This window comes from Streptomyces sp. NPDC050485 (genome assembly GCF_044458185.1).
Taxonomy (GTDB): Bacteria; Actinomycetota; Actinomycetes; order Streptomycetales; family Streptomycetaceae; genus Streptomyces.
Genome location: NZ_JBITHR010000015.1, coordinates 77,856 through 92,769, shown reverse-complemented (window position 1 = coordinate 92,769; position 14,914 = coordinate 77,856). Strand labels below are relative to the sequence as shown.

The 14,914-nt window shown below is 71.8% G+C and carries 14 protein-coding genes; 12 read left to right on the top strand and 2 right to left on the bottom strand.

Annotated features, from left to right (window positions below; translation table 11 throughout):
• Positions 1-25 precede the first annotated feature (25 nt).
• Positions 26-844 (top strand): oxidoreductase, encoded by an 819-nt coding sequence (locus tag ACIBK6_RS27610; RefSeq protein WP_399054075.1) that lies wholly within the window; start codon positions 26-28, stop codon positions 842-844.
• Positions 845-1,261: 417 nt separating this feature from the next.
• Here ACIBK6_RS27610 and ACIBK6_RS27605 read toward each other — a convergent pair whose 3' ends face one another.
• Positions 1,262-2,098: an HAD family hydrolase gene (locus tag ACIBK6_RS27605; protein ID WP_399054074.1), complete on the bottom strand. Its 837-nt coding sequence runs from the start codon at positions 2,096-2,098 to the stop codon at positions 1,262-1,264.
• A 456-nt stretch (positions 2,099-2,554) separates the two neighbouring features.
• On the opposite strand from ACIBK6_RS27605, the gene ssd reads away from it, so the two are divergent.
• The 7 genes from ssd (at position 2,555) to ACIBK6_RS27570 (ending at position 7,938) form a co-directional block, all read left to right on the top strand.
• Positions 2,555-3,658, top strand: a complete 1,104-nt coding sequence (gene ssd, locus ACIBK6_RS27600; RefSeq protein ID WP_399054073.1) for a septum site-determining protein Ssd — start codon at positions 2,555-2,557, stop codon at positions 3,656-3,658.
• A gap of 59 nt (positions 3,659-3,717) precedes the next feature.
• Complete coding sequence (locus ACIBK6_RS27595) at positions 3,718-4,896, top strand: TadA family conjugal transfer-associated ATPase (protein ID WP_399054196.1); 1,179 nt, start codon at positions 3,718-3,720, stop codon at positions 4,894-4,896.
• Between the two features lie 11 nt (positions 4,897-4,907).
• Entirely contained in the window at positions 4,908-5,822 is a 915-nt protein-coding gene (locus tag ACIBK6_RS27590) for a type II secretion system F family protein (RefSeq protein WP_399054195.1), read from the top strand.
• The gene (locus ACIBK6_RS27585) at positions 5,819-6,643 is read left to right on the top strand and encodes a type II secretion system F family protein (protein WP_399054072.1); all 825 of its coding nucleotides are present in this window, start codon (positions 5,819-5,821) and stop codon (positions 6,641-6,643) included. Before ACIBK6_RS27590 ends, ACIBK6_RS27585 begins: the two co-directional genes overlap by 4 nt.
• Positions 6,644-6,862: 219 nt before the next feature.
• Positions 6,863-7,051 carry a DUF4244 domain-containing protein gene (locus tag ACIBK6_RS27580; RefSeq protein WP_399054194.1) on the top strand — a complete coding sequence of 63 codons (189 nt, stop codon included), beginning with the start codon at positions 6,863-6,865 and terminating at the stop codon, positions 7,049-7,051.
• Positions 7,038-7,415: a TadE family type IV pilus minor pilin gene (locus tag ACIBK6_RS27575; RefSeq protein WP_399054071.1), complete on the top strand. Its 378-nt coding sequence runs from the start codon at positions 7,038-7,040 to the stop codon at positions 7,413-7,415. Before ACIBK6_RS27580 ends, ACIBK6_RS27575 begins: the two co-directional genes overlap by 14 nt.
• A gap of 100 nt (positions 7,416-7,515) precedes the next feature.
• A complete protein-coding gene (locus ACIBK6_RS27570) occupies positions 7,516-7,938 on the top strand; it encodes an Rv3654c family TadE-like protein (protein ID WP_399054070.1) in 423 nt (140 codons plus the stop codon).
• Here ACIBK6_RS27570 and ACIBK6_RS27565 read toward each other — a convergent pair.
• Positions 7,880-10,357 (bottom strand): DEAD/DEAH box helicase, encoded by a 2,478-nt coding sequence (locus ACIBK6_RS27565; RefSeq protein WP_399054069.1) that lies wholly within the window; start codon positions 10,355-10,357, stop codon positions 7,880-7,882. The genes ACIBK6_RS27570 and ACIBK6_RS27565 overlap by 59 nt on opposite strands.
• Before the next feature lie 79 nt (positions 10,358-10,436).
• Here ACIBK6_RS27565 and ACIBK6_RS27560 point away from each other — a divergent pair, with 79 nt between their 5' ends.
• The 4 genes from ACIBK6_RS27560 to ACIBK6_RS27545 all read left to right on the top strand — a co-directional run bounded on the left by ACIBK6_RS27560 (position 10,437) and on the right by ACIBK6_RS27545 (position 14,834).
• The gene (locus ACIBK6_RS27560) at positions 10,437-10,790 is read left to right on the top strand and encodes an STAS domain-containing protein (RefSeq protein WP_053728100.1); all 354 of its coding nucleotides are present in this window, start codon (positions 10,437-10,439) and stop codon (positions 10,788-10,790) included.
• 104 nt (positions 10,791-10,894) lie between these two features.
• A complete protein-coding gene (locus ACIBK6_RS27555; RefSeq protein ID WP_399054068.1) occupies positions 10,895-11,341 on the top strand; it encodes an ATP-binding protein in 447 nt (148 codons plus the stop codon).
• Positions 11,342-11,603: 262 nt separating this feature from the next.
• Positions 11,604-13,997: a sodium-translocating pyrophosphatase gene (locus ACIBK6_RS27550; RefSeq protein WP_399054067.1), complete on the top strand. Its 2,394-nt coding sequence runs from the start codon at positions 11,604-11,606 to the stop codon at positions 13,995-13,997.
• 168 nt (positions 13,998-14,165) lie between these two features.
• The gene (locus ACIBK6_RS27545; protein ID WP_399054066.1) at positions 14,166-14,834 is read left to right on the top strand and encodes a small secreted protein; all 669 of its coding nucleotides are present in this window, start codon (positions 14,166-14,168) and stop codon (positions 14,832-14,834) included.
• Positions 14,835-14,914 lie beyond the last annotated feature (80 nt).

Below are 14,914 nucleotides of genomic sequence, written 5' to 3'. Positions count from 1 at the left end.
TTGCGGACGCGTAGCCTCCCTACTTATGAGTACGAACGCCGCTGACCCTCTTGTCGCCCTCGGCGGGCTGCCCGGCGTCCCGGACGCCGTGGACTCCATGCGCAAGGCCGTGGACCGGGCTTACGGGCACCGCGTGATGCGGCGCCGCAGCAACGAGATCACCTCGGAGGCGGCGCTGCGCGGGGCCCGCGGCAGTGCCGCGCTGTCCGGCGCCGACTGGGCGCTGGAAGAGGTGCGGCGGCGTACCGACTTCGGCAGCGAGCCCGAGGCGCGCACGGTCGGCGCCGCCCTGCGGCTGACCGCCGAGGCGGGCCAACTGCTGTCGATCTGGCGGCAGTCGCCGCTGCGGGTGCTCGCCCGGCTGCACCTGGTCGCGGCCGCCGACGCCGGTGACGCGGTGGGCCGGCCGCGGCAGCGCGGCGAAGGTGTCGACGAGCCCTTGATCGAGCTCCCGCTGCCGGATGCGGACGAGGTGGCGGGCCGCCTCGAAGGCCTCTCCCAGCTGATCATCGCGGGCAGCTCCGCTCCCGCCCTGGTGACCGCCGCCATTGTGCACGGCGAGCTGCTCGCGCTGCGGCCCTTCACCTCCTGCAACGGGCTCGTCGCGCGGACCGCCGAGCGGATCGTGCTGGTCGGCAGCGGGCTCGACCCCAAGGCGATCTGCCCGGCCGAGGTCGGCCACGCAGAACTGGGGCGGGCGGCCTACGCCGCGGCACTCGACGGCTACGCCTCGGGGACTCCTGAGGGCATGGCGGCCTGGATCACTCACTGCGGGAAGGCGGTCGAGCTGGGCGTACGCGAGTCGACGGCCGTGTGCGAGGCGCTCCAGCGGGGCGCCGCGTAGAGGCTTCCCGTCGGCTCAGTGGGGAGCGGCGGGCTTCGTCGGCCCGCCCTGTCCGGAAAAGGGTTGCGGCGGTATCGATGTCCGATACCGCCGCTGGCATGTCCACCGGGTTACCAAGCGTCCTCGAATGTTGCCCATCAGGCCGGGATTCTCTGCCCGTTCACCTGGTGCGGCTGGCCCGTAATCGACGGGTCGACGTCGCGTGGGTGCTCGATTTTCATGCTCGGTCCGTGGGGCCTTTTTTGCGTAGAAGGTGATCCTCTCGGATGTCCCGGGTCTCGCGGGCCGTTGAGTCCTTTCTACTCCCGTCCGGCGGGAAGCGAAACCCCTGGCCACAGTTCTTTACTTTTAGCTTCAAACAGGGGCAAAGGGGACGTCTGTTTTCAGGCGTATCCGTCCGGGCGTTCCCTCGGCACCTCAGCCCGATTCGGCGGCCCGTCGTCGGCTGGCGTACCAGACGAGACCGGCGGTCGCCGCGGCCGCGCCGACCGCCGCGGCGGCCACCAGCGCCGGGCGCGGTGGCATCTTGATGACGGGCAGCCTTTGCTTGAGGCGGACCGGACGACTGAAGACGAGAACCGGCCATTTTCTGGCGTTCGCCTCGCGCCGCAGGGCCCGGTCCGGATTGACGGCGTGGGGGTGTCCGACCGCCTCCAGCATCGGGACGTCGGTCGCCGAGTCGCTGTACGCGTAGCAGCGCGCCAGGTCGTACCCCTCGGACGCGGCCAGCTCCCTGACGGCCTCGGCCTTCGTCGGCCCGTAGGCGTAGTACTCGACCTCACCCGTGAAACAGCCGTCGTCGCCGACGACCATCCTGGTGGCCACCACCCGGTCGGCGCCAAGGAGTTCGCCGATCGGCTCGACGACCTCGGCGCCGGAGGTCGACACGATGACCACATCGCGGCCCGCGGCGTGGTGCTCCTCGATGAGGGAGGCGGCCTCGTCGTAGATGATCGGGTCGATCAGATCGTGCAGCGTCTCGGCGACGATCTCCTTGACCTGCTGCACGTTCCAGCCCTTGCAGAGCGCGGACAGGTACTCGCGCATCCGCTCCATCTGGTCGTGGTCGGCACCGCCGGCGAGGAATACGAACTGCGCGTACGCGGTGCGCAGTACGGCTCGGCGGTTGATCAGTCCTCCTTGATAGAAGGACTTGCTGAAGGTCAGCGTCGACGACTTGGCAATGACTGTCTTGTCCAAGTCGAAGAAGGCGGCGGTACGCGGCAGCGAGTGGTTTTCCACGAGCCCGAGCATAGGCGCCCACCATTCGGCGTAAGCTGGGGCGCGTGGGTTTGCCTGAGAAGGCTCTCGGGTACACCATGGAAGTCACGGATCGTTCGCGACCGTGCTAACCCGGTCCGACTCCTCCCCCCCCGAGTCGGCCGTGGGGACGACCCCCGCTCTCCCCCCCGGCGGGGGTCGTCGCATGTCCGGACGCGTTTTCGGCCCTTGGAGCCGATCGTCGTCCCCCTCTTCCCGCCTCGCTTGTGGCGCTCCCCGTCTGCCGTGATTCGTCACTGTGCGTAGTGGTTGCGCTGCGCTCCGGAAGTCACTGGTATAGGTGAACGGGATATTCACAACGGGGATAGTTGTCCACAGCTTTTGATCAAGATCCACATTATTTCGAGTCTCCCTCCACCGTGATTCCAGTTCGCGAAGTCCGCGGACGCAGGAATCGCAGTGAGAGGGGCGGAAATCGTGGACGGAGTCATGGCATCCGACCGGTCGTCGGGCGCGGAGGGGCGGCGCGGCGGACCGCTGATCGTGACCGAGGACGAGGAACTGCTCGACGATCTGCTGCGGCTGTGCGCCGCGGCCGGGGCCGAGCCCGAGGTGTGCCACGGGGTGCCCGAGCGCAGGGGCGGCTGGGAGAGCGCGCCGCTGGTTCTGGTCGGCGACGACGCCGCGCCCAGGCTGCTCGGTTCGGCGCGCAGGCGCGGGGTGTTGCTGGTGGGCCGGGATCAGGACGACCCCGGAGTCTGGCAGGCCGCGGTCGAGCTCGGCGCGGATCACGTGCTGCGGCTGCCCGACGCGGAACCGTGGCTCGTGGACCGCATCGCGGACGCCGCCGAAGGCGTGGGGCGCCCCGCCCTGACCGTCGGCGTGATCGGCGGGCGCGGCGGCGCCGGGGCGTCGACGCTGGCCTGCGCCCTCGCGGTGACCGCCGCCCGGTCCGGGCAGCGCACCATGCTGATCGACGGCGACCCGCTCGGCGGCGGCCTCGATGTGCTGCTCGGCGGCGAGCAGACCGACGGCCGACGATGGCCGGATTTCGCCGCTTCGCGCGGGCGGGTCGCCGGAGGCGCCCTGGAGGAATCGCTGCCGCGCCTGCATCAGTTGAGGGTGCTGAGCTGGGACCGCGGGGACTCGGTGGTGGTCCCGGGCGAGGCGATGCGCGCGGTGCTCGCGGCGGCCCGCAGGCGGGGCGGGGTGGTCGTCGTGGACCTCCCGCGCCGGGTCGACGACGCGGTGGTCGAGGCGCTCGCCCAGCTGGACCTGGGTCTCCTTGTGGTCCCGGCCGAGCTGCGCGCGGTCGCGGCGGCCAACCGGGTCGCGTCGTCGGTCGGCATGGTGCTGCGCGATCTTCGCGCGGTGGTACGGGGTCCGTACGCGTCCGGCCTTGACGAACAGTGGGTGGCCAGCGCGCTGGGCCTGCCCCTGGCGGGCGAACTGCCGTGGGAACCCGGTCTGTTGGAGGCTCAGGAGAGCGGGTCGCCGCCGGGCAGTGCGCCCCGGGGGCCGCTGGCCCGATTCTGTACGGCCTTCTGGGACCAGTCGCTGGCGGGCGGCCGCACCGGGGGAGCGGTCTCGTGAACGCGGTACGGGATTCGAGCACGTCCTCCTCCGGTGCGTCTCCCCCGACCGGTGGCGGGGTGCGACCTCGGGGGCTGCCGGTGCGGGGCGCCGGAGCGCCGCTGCTCGACGCGGTGCGCCAGCGCCTGGCGGAGAGCGGGGCCGAGCCCACACCGGCCAGGGTCGCGGCGGCGCTGCGCGCCCAGGGCCGACTGCTCGGGGATGCCGAAGTGCTGGGCGGAGCAGAGGAGTTGCGGTCCGAACTGGTGGGGACCGGACCGCTGGAGCCGCTGCTCGCCGATCCGGAGGTGACGGATGTGCTGGTCTCCGCGCCCGACCGGGTCTGGGTGGACCGGGGCGGCGGTCTCGAACTGACCGGGGTCCGGTTCGCCGACCCGGCGGCGGTGCGCCGCCTCGCTCAGCGGCTGGCCGCGGTGGCGGGCCGCCGACTGGACGACGCCCGGCCCTGGGTGGACGCCCGGCTGCCGGACGGCACCCGGATGCATGCCGTTCTGGAGCCGGTCGCCGTCGGCTCAGCCTGCCTCTCGCTGCGGGTGGTGCGGCCGAGGGCGTTCGCGCTGGCCGAGCTCACCGCGGCGGGGACGGTGCCGCCCGACGGTGAACAGCTGCTGCGGGCGCTGATCGAGGCCCGGGTCTCGTTCCTGGTGAGCGGCGGAACCGGCACCGGCAAGACCACCTTGCTGTCGACCCTGCTCGGCCTGGTCGGCGCGGGCGAACGGATCGTACTGGCCGAGGACTCAGCCGAGTTGAGGCCCGACCATCCGCATGTCGTACGCCTCGAATCGCGGCCCGCCAACCAGGAGGGCGCCGGTCTTGTGACCCTGCGGGACCTGGTGCGCCAAGCGCTGCGCATGCGGCCGGACCGCCTGGTCGTGGGCGAGGTGCGAGGCGCCGAAGTGACCGATCTGCTCAGCGCTTTGAATACCGGCCACGAAGGCGGCTGTGGAACGGTTCACGCCAATTCCGCCGCCGACGTTCCGGCCCGCCTCGAAGCGCTCGGGACGGCGGCCGGGCTCGACCGGGCCGCGCTGCACAGCCAGTTGGCGGCCGCCCTGTCGGTGGTGGTCCACCTCGTACGGGACCGGGCCGGGCGGCGCCGGATCGCGGAGGTGCGCGTCCTGGAGCGGGATGCGGCGGGACTGGTGGTGACGGTGCCCGCGCTGCGGTGGGGCGCGGCGGGATTTGTGCGCGACTCGGGCTGGGAGCGGCTCCGGGCGCTGATCGGGGGTGCGTTGTGACAGATCTTCGGATGGGGCTGCCCGCCTGGGCGGCGATGTGCGCGGGGACGGCCGCGTGGCTGTGGGCCGGGCAGGACCAGGGGATGCGGCGGGCCCGGCTGATGTTCGCGGGAGCGGGGACCGGAGCGGGGACCGGGGCGGCCGGTGGCGCCCCCGGTGCGACAGGGGAGGGATCCGCGTTCATCGCGTCATTCATGGCGTCGCCTTTCGGACGTTTTCTCGCGGGAACGCGGGACCGGGCGCGGTGGCGGCTGGAGTGGCTGTGCCTGCCGGTGGCGCTGGTGCTCGCGGTACTGGGCGGGTCGGTGCTGCCCCTGGTCGCCGGGGCGGTGGCGGTGCCCTTGGTGGGGCGGCGACTGCGGGCCCGGGAGCGCGAGCGGGCCAGGGCGCGGCGGGCCGATGAGGTGATCGCCTGGTGCGCCGCGGTGGCCGGAGAGCTGCGGGCGGGCCGCCAGCCCGGCCAGGCGCTGGCCGCCGCCGCCCGGGACACGGCGGCACTGGGCGCGGCGGCGGCCCCGGTGGTGGCAGCCGCCAAGTTCGGCGGCGATGTGCCGGCGGCGCTGCGCGAGGCGGCCAGGGAGCCGGGCGCCGAGGGGCTCGCCGGGGTGGCCGCCTGCTGGCAGGTGGCGGTGGACGGAGGGGCGGGGCTCGCATCGGGCCTTGAACGCCTGGAGAGCGCGCTGCGGGCGGACCGGGAGCAACAGGACGCACTGCGGTCCGAGTTGGCGGGGCCGCGCACGACCGTACTCCTGCTGGCGCTGCTGCCGGCCCTGGGGCTGGTGCTCGGCACGGCGATGGGCGCGGGCCCGCTGCGGGTGCTGCTGCACAGCCCGGCCGGGTTCGGATGCCTGTTGGTGGCCGCCGTCCTGGAGACCGCCGGGGTGTGCTGGGCGGCGCGGATCGTACGGGCCGGGGAGGGGCGATGAGCCCGTTCGCGACCGGCTGGGGAGCGGGGACGGGCATGTTCGCGCCGGAGGTTGTCCACAGGCTGGGGGTTGTTGCGGGGGTGCTCGCCCTCGCCCTGTGGACGGCCCTGGAGGTCGCGCGCCGGCGGGAGGAACGCGGGGTGCGGCGCAGGATGGCCGCGCTGCTGGCCCTTGAGGCGTCGGCCCGGCCCTCGCGCAGGCGCTGGGGGCCGGCGCAGACGGCCCGGGCGAAGAACTGGGCCGCTCCGTTGGGGGCGTTGGGCGCCTGCTATGTGCTGATCGGCGGTGTCGGGGGAGTGCTGGCCGGCTTGGCGGCGGCGTACGGGACCTGGAAATGGGGCCGTCGGCGTCGAGCGCGGGGTGACGAGGGCGATGCGCGCAAAGCGGCCCGCGAACTCCCCCTTGCCGCCGACCTGTTGGCCGCCTGCCTTGCGGCCGGGGCGGGGCCGCGCGAGGCGGCGGGGGCGGTCGGAGCCTCTCTTGAAGGGCCGGTCGGCGCGCGGCTGGGCCGGGTCGCGGCGGAACTGCGGATGGGCGGTGAACCGGCCGCCACGTGGGGGAGGTTGGGGACGATACCGGGCGCGGCCGAGCTGGCTCGCTGTCTGGAACGGGCCGCCTCCTCGGGGGCTCCCGCGGCGGGGCCGGTCGCCCGGGTGGCCGAGCGCTGCCGGGCCGAACGGACCAGGGACGCCTCGGCGCGGGCCAGGCGCGCGGGCGTGCTGATCACCGGCCCGCTGGGCCTGTGCTTCCTGCCCGCCTTCCTCGCGGCGGGCGTCGCCCCGGTGGTGATCGGTCTGGCAGGCGGGCTGCTCAAGCGCTGAGCGCGAACAGCAGGGGCGCATCGGGCGCGTCCCGGGATGGCAGTGCACGGGCGGGTCGTTCGGCCTGCGCGTGGATCAACACGCGCATGGATCAGCCTGCCCGTCAATTCGCCCTATGCCTCGGACGGCTTGGGTGCCCATCAACGTACGTATCACTCAAGGGAGTTGGAAGAAATGAACGGTGGCATGAATCAGCGGGCGGCGGGAGCGAATCGGCGGATGCGGCTCTGGGGTCTGGCGCTGCGGCGCCGGGTGCGGGGCGACGCCGGGATGTCCACCTCGGAGTACGCCGTGGGCACACTCGCGGCCTGTGCCTTCGCGGCGATCTTGTACAAGGTCGTCACCAGCGGCGGGGTCGTGACGGCGTTGACCCAGCTGATCACCAGGGCGCTCGATGTGCAGTTCTGAGGGCGGTCGGCGCCGGCGCGGTGACCGGGGTTTCGTGACGGCCGAGACCGCCGTGGCGATCCCGGCGCTGGTCGGGTTCGCGCTGGCGCTGCTCTGGGCGCTGATGGCCGCCTCGGCGGAGATCCGCTGCGTGGACGCGGCCAGGGCCGGGGCGCGTGCGGCGGCCCGCTCCGAGCCGGAGGCCGTGGCGCTGGCGGCGGCCCGGTCGGCGGCGCCGAAGGGCGCCACGGTCACGGTGCGGCGGGCCGGGGAACTGTGGCGGGTCCGGGTCGAGTCCGCCACGCCCGGGCCGCACCACTTGGCGCTGAGGCTCAGTGCCGAGGCGGCGGCGCTGGCGGAGGACACGGTGGGGGAGCCCTCGTGAACCGGCGGGAGGCCGACTTCGTGGGCCGGTGGGGCAGAGGTCTCATGAACCGGCGGGAGAGCGGCTCCGTGGGCCGGTGGGTCAGAAGTCTCGTGAACCGGTGGGTGAGGGCCTCGTGAGCTGGTGGGGCAGAGGTCTCGTGGATCCGTGGCTGAGGGGTGCACGGTGTGCCGACCGGGGTTCCGCCACGGTGTGGGTGGCGCTGACGGCCGCCACCATGTGCGCGGTGTTCGCCGCCGTGCTCGGTCTCGGACAGGCGGTGGCCGCCCGGCACCGGGCCGGCGGGGCCGCCGACCTGGCCGCGCTCGCGGCGGCCGACCGGGCCCTGTGGGGCGCGCCGGACGCCTGCGCCAAGGCCGCCGAGGTGGCCCGGGCCCAGGGCGCGGAGCTGGTGCGCTGTTCGGTGGCCGGGGAGATCGCGGACGTACGGGTGCGGGCGAGGTTCGGCCCGTACACACCGTCGGTCAGGTCACGGGCGGGGCCGTCGCGGGCTCTGCCGGGGCTCCCCGCAGCAGTTCCGTGAGGAGGCGGACGGCGCCCCGCTTGTGCAGGGGGTCGTTGCCGTTGCCGCACTTGGGCGACTGGATGCAGGAGGGGCAGCCGGCCTCGCACTCGCAGGACGCGATCGCCTCGCGGGTCGCGGTCAGCCACCGCGCTGCGGTGTGGAAGGCGCGTTCGGCGAATCCGGCGCCGCCCGGGTTGCCGTCGTACACGAAGACCGTCGGCAGCAGGGTGTCCGGGTGCAGCGGTACGGAGACACCGCCTATGTCCCAGCGGTCGCAGGTGGCGAAGAGCGGCAGCATCCCGATGGAGGCGTGCTCGGCGGCGTGCAGGGCGCCGCCGAGGATCTCCGGATTGATGCGGGCGGCATCCAGCTGGTCCTCGGTGACCGTCCACCACACGGCCCGGGTGCGCAGGGTGCGGGGCGGCAGGTCGAGCTTGGTCTCGCCCAGCACCTCGCCGGTGATGAGTTTGCGGCGCAGGAAGGAGACGACCTGGTTGGTGACTTCGACGGAGCCGTAGCACAGGCGCCCGGCTCCCCAGGGGATCTCGGTGTCGGTTTCCAGGACGGAGATGGAGGTGATGTCCCGGGCGACGGTCGAATAGGGCGGGCTGGCCTCCTCCACGAGGGCGGCGGAATCCTCCAGGTCCAGGTGGTTCACCAGGTACGTACGGCCCTGGTGGAGGTGGACGGCGCCGGCGTGGACGGCGGTGTGGGCGGCGGACGCGTCGACCGTGCCGAGCAGCCGTCCCGTGGAGGCCTCCACGACCTGGACCGGGCGGCCGCCACCGCCCCGGATGTCGGTGAGGTCGGCGGCCCGCTCGCGGCGGGTCCAGAACCATCCGTTGCTGCGGCGCCGGAGCAGTCCCGCCTGCTCCAGCTGCGGCATGAGCCCCGGGCTCGCCGGGCCGAACAGTTCGAGGTCGGCCTCGGTGAGCGGGTGCTCGGCCGCCGCCGCGCACAGATGGGGGGCCAGGACGTACGGGTTGTCCGGGTCGAGCACGGTGGACTCGACGGGCTGCTGGAACAGCGCCTCGGGGTGGTGGACGAGGTAGGTGTCCAGCGGGTCGTCGCGGGCGATCAGAACGGCCAGGGCGCCCTGGCCCGAGCGCCCGGCCCGGCCCGCCTGCTGCCACAGCGATGCCCGGGTGCCCGGGTAGCCCGCGATCAGTACCGCGTCCAGGCCCGAGACGTCGATGCCGAGCTCCAGGGCGGTGGTGGCGGCCAGGCCGAGGAGCTCGCCGGAGTGCAGGGCCTGTTCCAGGGCGCGGCGCTCCTCGGGCAGGTAGCCGCCCCGGTAGGCGGCGACCCGGCGGGCGAGGCTGCGGTCGACCTCGTACAGGCGCTCCTGGGTGATGACGGAGATGAGCTCGGCGCCGCGCCGGGAGCGGACGAAGGCGACCGTGCGGACCCCCTGCACGGTCAGGTCGGCGAGCAGGTCGGCGGTCTCGGCGATGGCGGTGCGGCGGACCGGGGCGCCCTTCTCGCCGGGCAGTTCGGTGAGCGGGGGCTCCCACAGGGCGAACACCAGTTCGCCGCGTGGGGAGGCGTCGTCGGCGACCTCGACCACGGGCAGGCCGGTCAGGCGGCCCGCCGCGACCGACGGCTCGGCTGCGGTGGCGGAGGCGAGCAGGAAGACCGGGTCGGCGCCGTAGCGGGCGCACAGGCGGCGCAGTCGGCGCAGCACCTGGGCGACGTGGGAGCCGAAGACGCCGCGGTAGGTGTGGCACTCGTCGATGACGACATAGCGCAGGGCGCGCAGGAAGGAGGACCACCTGGGGTGGGAGGGAAGTATGCCCAGGTGCAGCATGTCCGGATTGGTGAGGACGTAGTTCGCGTACTGGCGCACCCACTCGCGTTCCTCGACCGGGGTGTCGCCGTCGTACGCGGCGGGCCGGATCGCGTTGCCCAGCGGGGCAGCCAGGGCCTTCACCGAGCGGCGCTGGTCGGCGGCCAGGGCCTTGGTCGGGGCGAGGTAGAGGGCGGTCGCGCCGCGGCCGTTCGGGGCCTCGGAGCCGTCCAGGAGGGTGCTGAGGACCGGCGCCAGGTAGGCCAGCGACTTGCCGGACGCGGTGCCGGTGGCGATCACCACCGACTCGCCGTTCAGGGCGTGCTCGGCGGCGGTGGCCTGGTGGGCCCAGGGGTGCTCGATGCCGGCGTCCTGAATGGCGTTGATCACTTCCGGGCGGATGAGGTGCGGCCAGACGGCATGACGTCCCTCGCGCGGGGGCAAGTGCTCCGTATGAGTGATGCGCGCAGCCCGGCCCGCCCCTGCGGCGAGCCGGTCGAGGACCGTGCCGGGGTCGGGTCGTTCACCCGTGCTGTCGGCGGGTGTTCTGGGGCGGTGATTCCTGGCCATCGGCACCGAGTGTGTCACTGGCGTAGCGGACAATGGTCCCAAGGCGTCGTGCATGGCTGCTGGTAAGTGATTGAATGCCATCGCGGCTGGCGATCCGTTCTCTGGCTCCGCCGGGGAGACTCAGGGGGCGGCCGCTCGATAGCAAGGTGCTGGAGGATCCGTGGACCTGTCCCTGTCGACTCGCAATGTGTCCGGCCCTGGTGGCGACCGTACGGTCGTCGAGGTCGGTGGCGAGATTGATGTGTATACCGCGCCCAAGCTGCGCGAGCAGTTGGTCGAGTTGGTGAACGACGGCAGCTACCACCTGGTTGTCGACATGGAGGGCGTGGACTTCCTCGACTCCACCGGCCTCGGCGTGCTCGTGGGCGGGCTCAAGCGCGTGCGCGCGCACGAGGGCTCGCTGCGCCTGGTCTGCAATCAGGAGCGAATTTTGAAGATCTTCCGGATCACGGGGCTCACCAAGGTGTTCCCGATCCACGGCTCGGTCGACGAGGCCGTCAACGCGACCGACTGACGGCGGCCGTCCACGGACGGCTCCGGAGGAAGGACAGGGGCACCGGGTGGCATGTTGGCCCGGGGCCCCTGAGAGGTACGCCCGTACGTTCGAGGGGGATCGCCATGCCCACCGTTGAACTCCGTTTCAGTGCCCAGCCCGAGCATGTCAGGACGGCCCGTCTGGTGGCCGCCGCCGTGGCGCGCCGGGCCGGGGTCGACGAGGCAGTGCTCGACGAGGTCAGACTCGCCGTCGGCGAGGCGTGCAGCCGCGCTGTCGGGCTGCACCGCTCGCACGGCGTAGACGCCCCCGTGCGTGTCGTCCTGACCGAGGAGGAGAAGTCGTTCTCCATCGAGGTCGGCGACGAGGTGCCGGGCCCGGGAGGTCCCGGCACGGTGGTGCCGGGTGCGCGCGGCTCGGTGCCCTACGAGGAGCTCGACGACGGCGGGGAGGATGAAATGGGCCTCGCTGTCATCAGTGGGCTTGTGGACGATGTGGAGGTCAGCTCCGGCGAGTCCGGCGGCGTCATCCGGATGAGCTGGCCGACCACACCGGCCACGATGCTTCCCTGATCCACTGCTTTTCGATATGAGGACTGGCCCTGCTGAGCAGGGCCTTTTTTCATTCCTTGATCCAGATTCCGGCCCCCGTCGCTTGATCGTTGATCAAGCGTCAATGCTTTTGCCCCGTTACCGCTTTCGGGGACATTTTCGTGACCGGATCTCTCTCTGGTGAGCCGGTCAAGGTCAATTCCATTTGCGGCGCCCTGTTTTGATCGTGTTCCGCTACCTACAATCCGTCCACATCTTGAGCTCTGAGCGTCAAGGAGGACGAATGGCGGGGCTCTTCAACCCAACGGAACTCGACCACCCCACATCTCTCGCGGCCGCGGTACTGACCGACGGCAACCGGCTGATCGTGATCGTCATCGCGGCGGTCGCGCTGGCGGCCCTGATCGTGGCGCAGTTGCTGGTGCGCCAGGTCCTCGCGGCCGGCGAGGGCACCGACTCGATGAAGAAGATCGCGGCGGCCGTACAGGAAGGCGCAAATGCCTATCTGACCCGGCAGTTGCGCACCCTCGGCATCTTCGCCGTCGTGGTGTTCTTCCTGCTGTTCCTGCTGCCGTCCGACAACTGGTCGCAGCGCGTAGGCCGTTCGGTGTTCTTCCTGATCGGCGCCGTCTTCTCGGCGACGACGGGATACATCGGCATGCGTCTCGCCGTGCGCGCGAATGTGCGCGTCGCGGCCGCCGCCCGAGAGGCAACTCCCGCGGAAGGCGAACCCGAAAAAGATCTCACCTCGGTTTCCCACAAGGCCATGAAGATCGCTTTCCGCACCGGTGGTGTGGTCGGCATGTTCACGGTGGGCCTCGGCCTGCTCGGCGCTTCCTGCGTCGTGCTCGTGTACGCGGCCGACGCACCCAAGGTCCTGGAGGGCTTCGGCCTCGGCGCCGCGCTGATCGCCATGTTCATGCGAGTCGGCGGCGGCATCTTCACCAAGGCCGCCGACGTCGGCGCCGACCTGGTCGGCAAGGTCGAACAGGGCATCCCCGAGGACGACCCGCGCAACGCCGCCACCATCGCGGACAACGTGGGCGACAACGTCGGCGACTGCGCCGGCATGGCGGCCGACCTGTTCGAGTCGTACGCCGTGACCCTGGTCGCGGCACTGATCCTCGGCAAGGCGGCGTTCGGCGACTCGGGCCTCGCCTTCCCGCTGATCGTCCCGGCGATCGGCGTGGTCACCGCGATGATCGGTATCTTCGCGGTCGCCCCGCGGCGCGCCGACCGCAGCGGAATGTCGGCGATCAACCGCGGCTTCTTCATCTCCGCGGTGATCTCGCTCGCCCTGGTGGCTATCGCGGTCTTCGTCTACCTGCCGTCCACGTATGCCAAGTTGAACGGCGTGACGGACGACGTGATCAAGAACCACAACGGCGATCCGAGGGTCCTGGCGCTCGTCGCCGTGGCCATCGGCATCGTCCTGGCGGCGCTGATCCAGCAGTTGACGGGGTACTTCACCGAGACCACCCGGCGCCCTGTCAGGGACATCGGCAAGTCCTCGCTCACTGGGCCTGCCACCGTCGTCCTGGCCGGGATCTCCATCGGCCTCGAATCGGCCGTCTACACCGCCCTGTTGATCGGTCTCGGCGTGTACGGGGCCTTCCTGCTCGGCGGCACCTCGGTCATGCTCGCGCTGTTCGCGGTGGCGCTGGCCGGCACCGGTCTGCTCACCACGGTCGGCGTGATCGTCGCCATGGACACCTTCGGGCCGGTCTCCGACAACGCCCAGGGCATCGCGGAGATGTCCGGCGACGTCCAGGGCGTCGGCGCCCAGGTGCTCACCGACCTGGACGCGGTGGGCAACACCACGAAGGCCATCACCAAGGGCATCGCGATCGCCACCGCCGTGCTCGCGGCCTCGGCGCTCTACGGCTCGTTCAAGGACGCCATCGGCACGGCCGTCAGCGACGTCCACGCCAAGGCCGGCGAGCTGACCTTGAGCATGGACATCTCACAGCCCAACAACCTGGTCGGGCTGATGCTGGGCGCGGCGGTCGTCTTCCTCTTCTCGGGGCTCGCGATCAACGCCGTGTCCCGGTCGGCCGGATCCGTGGTCTTCGAGGTGCGGCGGCAGTTCCGCGAGCACCCCGGGATCATGGACTACACCGAGCAGCCGGAGTACGGGCGAGTCGTCGACATCTGTACCAAGGACGCGCTGCGCGAGCTGGCCACCCCCGGCCTGCTCGCGGTGCTCGCCCCCATCGCGGTCGGCTTCACCCTCGGCGTCGGCGCGCTCGGCTCGTACCTGGCGGGCGCGATCGGCACCGGCACCCTGATGGCGGTCTTCCTCGCCAACTCGGGCGGTGCCTGGGACAACGCCAAGAAGCTGGTCGAGGACGGCCACTTCGGCGGCAAGGGCAGCGAGGCGCACGCCGCCACCGTCATCGGCGACACGGTCGGCGACCCCTTCAAGGACACCGCGGGGCCCGCGATCAACCCGCTGCTCAAGGTGATGAACCTGGTGGCGCTCCTGATCGCACCGGCCATCGTCAAGTTCAGTTACGGCGACGCCGCAAACCCAGCCGTTCGGGGGATCGTGGCGGCGCTCGCCGCCCTCGTCATCATCGGCGCGGTGTACGTGTCGAAGCGGCGCAGTGTGGCCGTGGGTGACGACGGCAGCAACGAGCGGGTCGTGAAGTCACCGGACCCGGCGGTGGTTTCGTAGCCGCAGGTCGCACAAAGGGCGGGCGGACGGTGTGGTTTGACACACCGTCCGCCCGCTCTGCTTGGTGCAAATGGCTGCAATAGGGTGCAGATCACTCGGGCGGCAAGCGTTTGTCGCCCACTTGGCGTGTATGTTCCGGGGCCGAGAGCCTTGGAAGGGACCAAACCGGTGAACAAGAAGCTTGCAGCCGCACTGTCCGGCGGTGCGGTACTGATGCTGACGTTGTCGGGCTGCAGCGACGACTCCAACAAGAAGGTCGACGACTGGGCGAAGACCTTCTGCAACACGGCCCAGCCCCAGTTCAAGAAGATCACTGACGCCAACGCCGCCATTCAGGCGCAGACGAAGGACGACAGCAAGCCGGCCGATGTGCAGAAGACCGACTCGGCCGCCTTCCAGCAGATCTCGGACGCCTACAAGGCGCTGGGCGCGGCCGTCGACAAGGCGGGGGCACCGCCGGTCAAGGACGGCGCCACCACCCAGCAGGAGGCCGTCAAGGAACTGAACGCCTCCTCCGTGTCGTACGCGGGCCTCAAGAAGAAGGTCGACGCGCTCAACGCGGGCGACCAGGCGGCCTTCGCCAAGGGCCTGGAGGACATCGCGACCGAGCTCGGCAAGATCAGCTCGACGGGTGACGCCTCGTTGAAGAAGCTGGAGTCCGGCGACGTCGGCAAGGCCATGCAGAAGCAGCCCGGCTGTCAGAAGCAGACGCCGTCCTCTCCCGCGCCCTCGGCGTCGGGCGCGGGCGCACCGCCCGCCAAGTCGGCCGCGCCGTCCCAGTCGGCCTCGCCCTCCGGCTCCGCGTCGCCCTCGGCCTCGCAGAGCAGCAAGCCGTAGCCCGTACCCGCCCGCGACCGCGGCCCGGACCCCCGAGCGGGTCCGGGCCGCGGCCGTGATGGGGTGAATGTCAGTGGCAG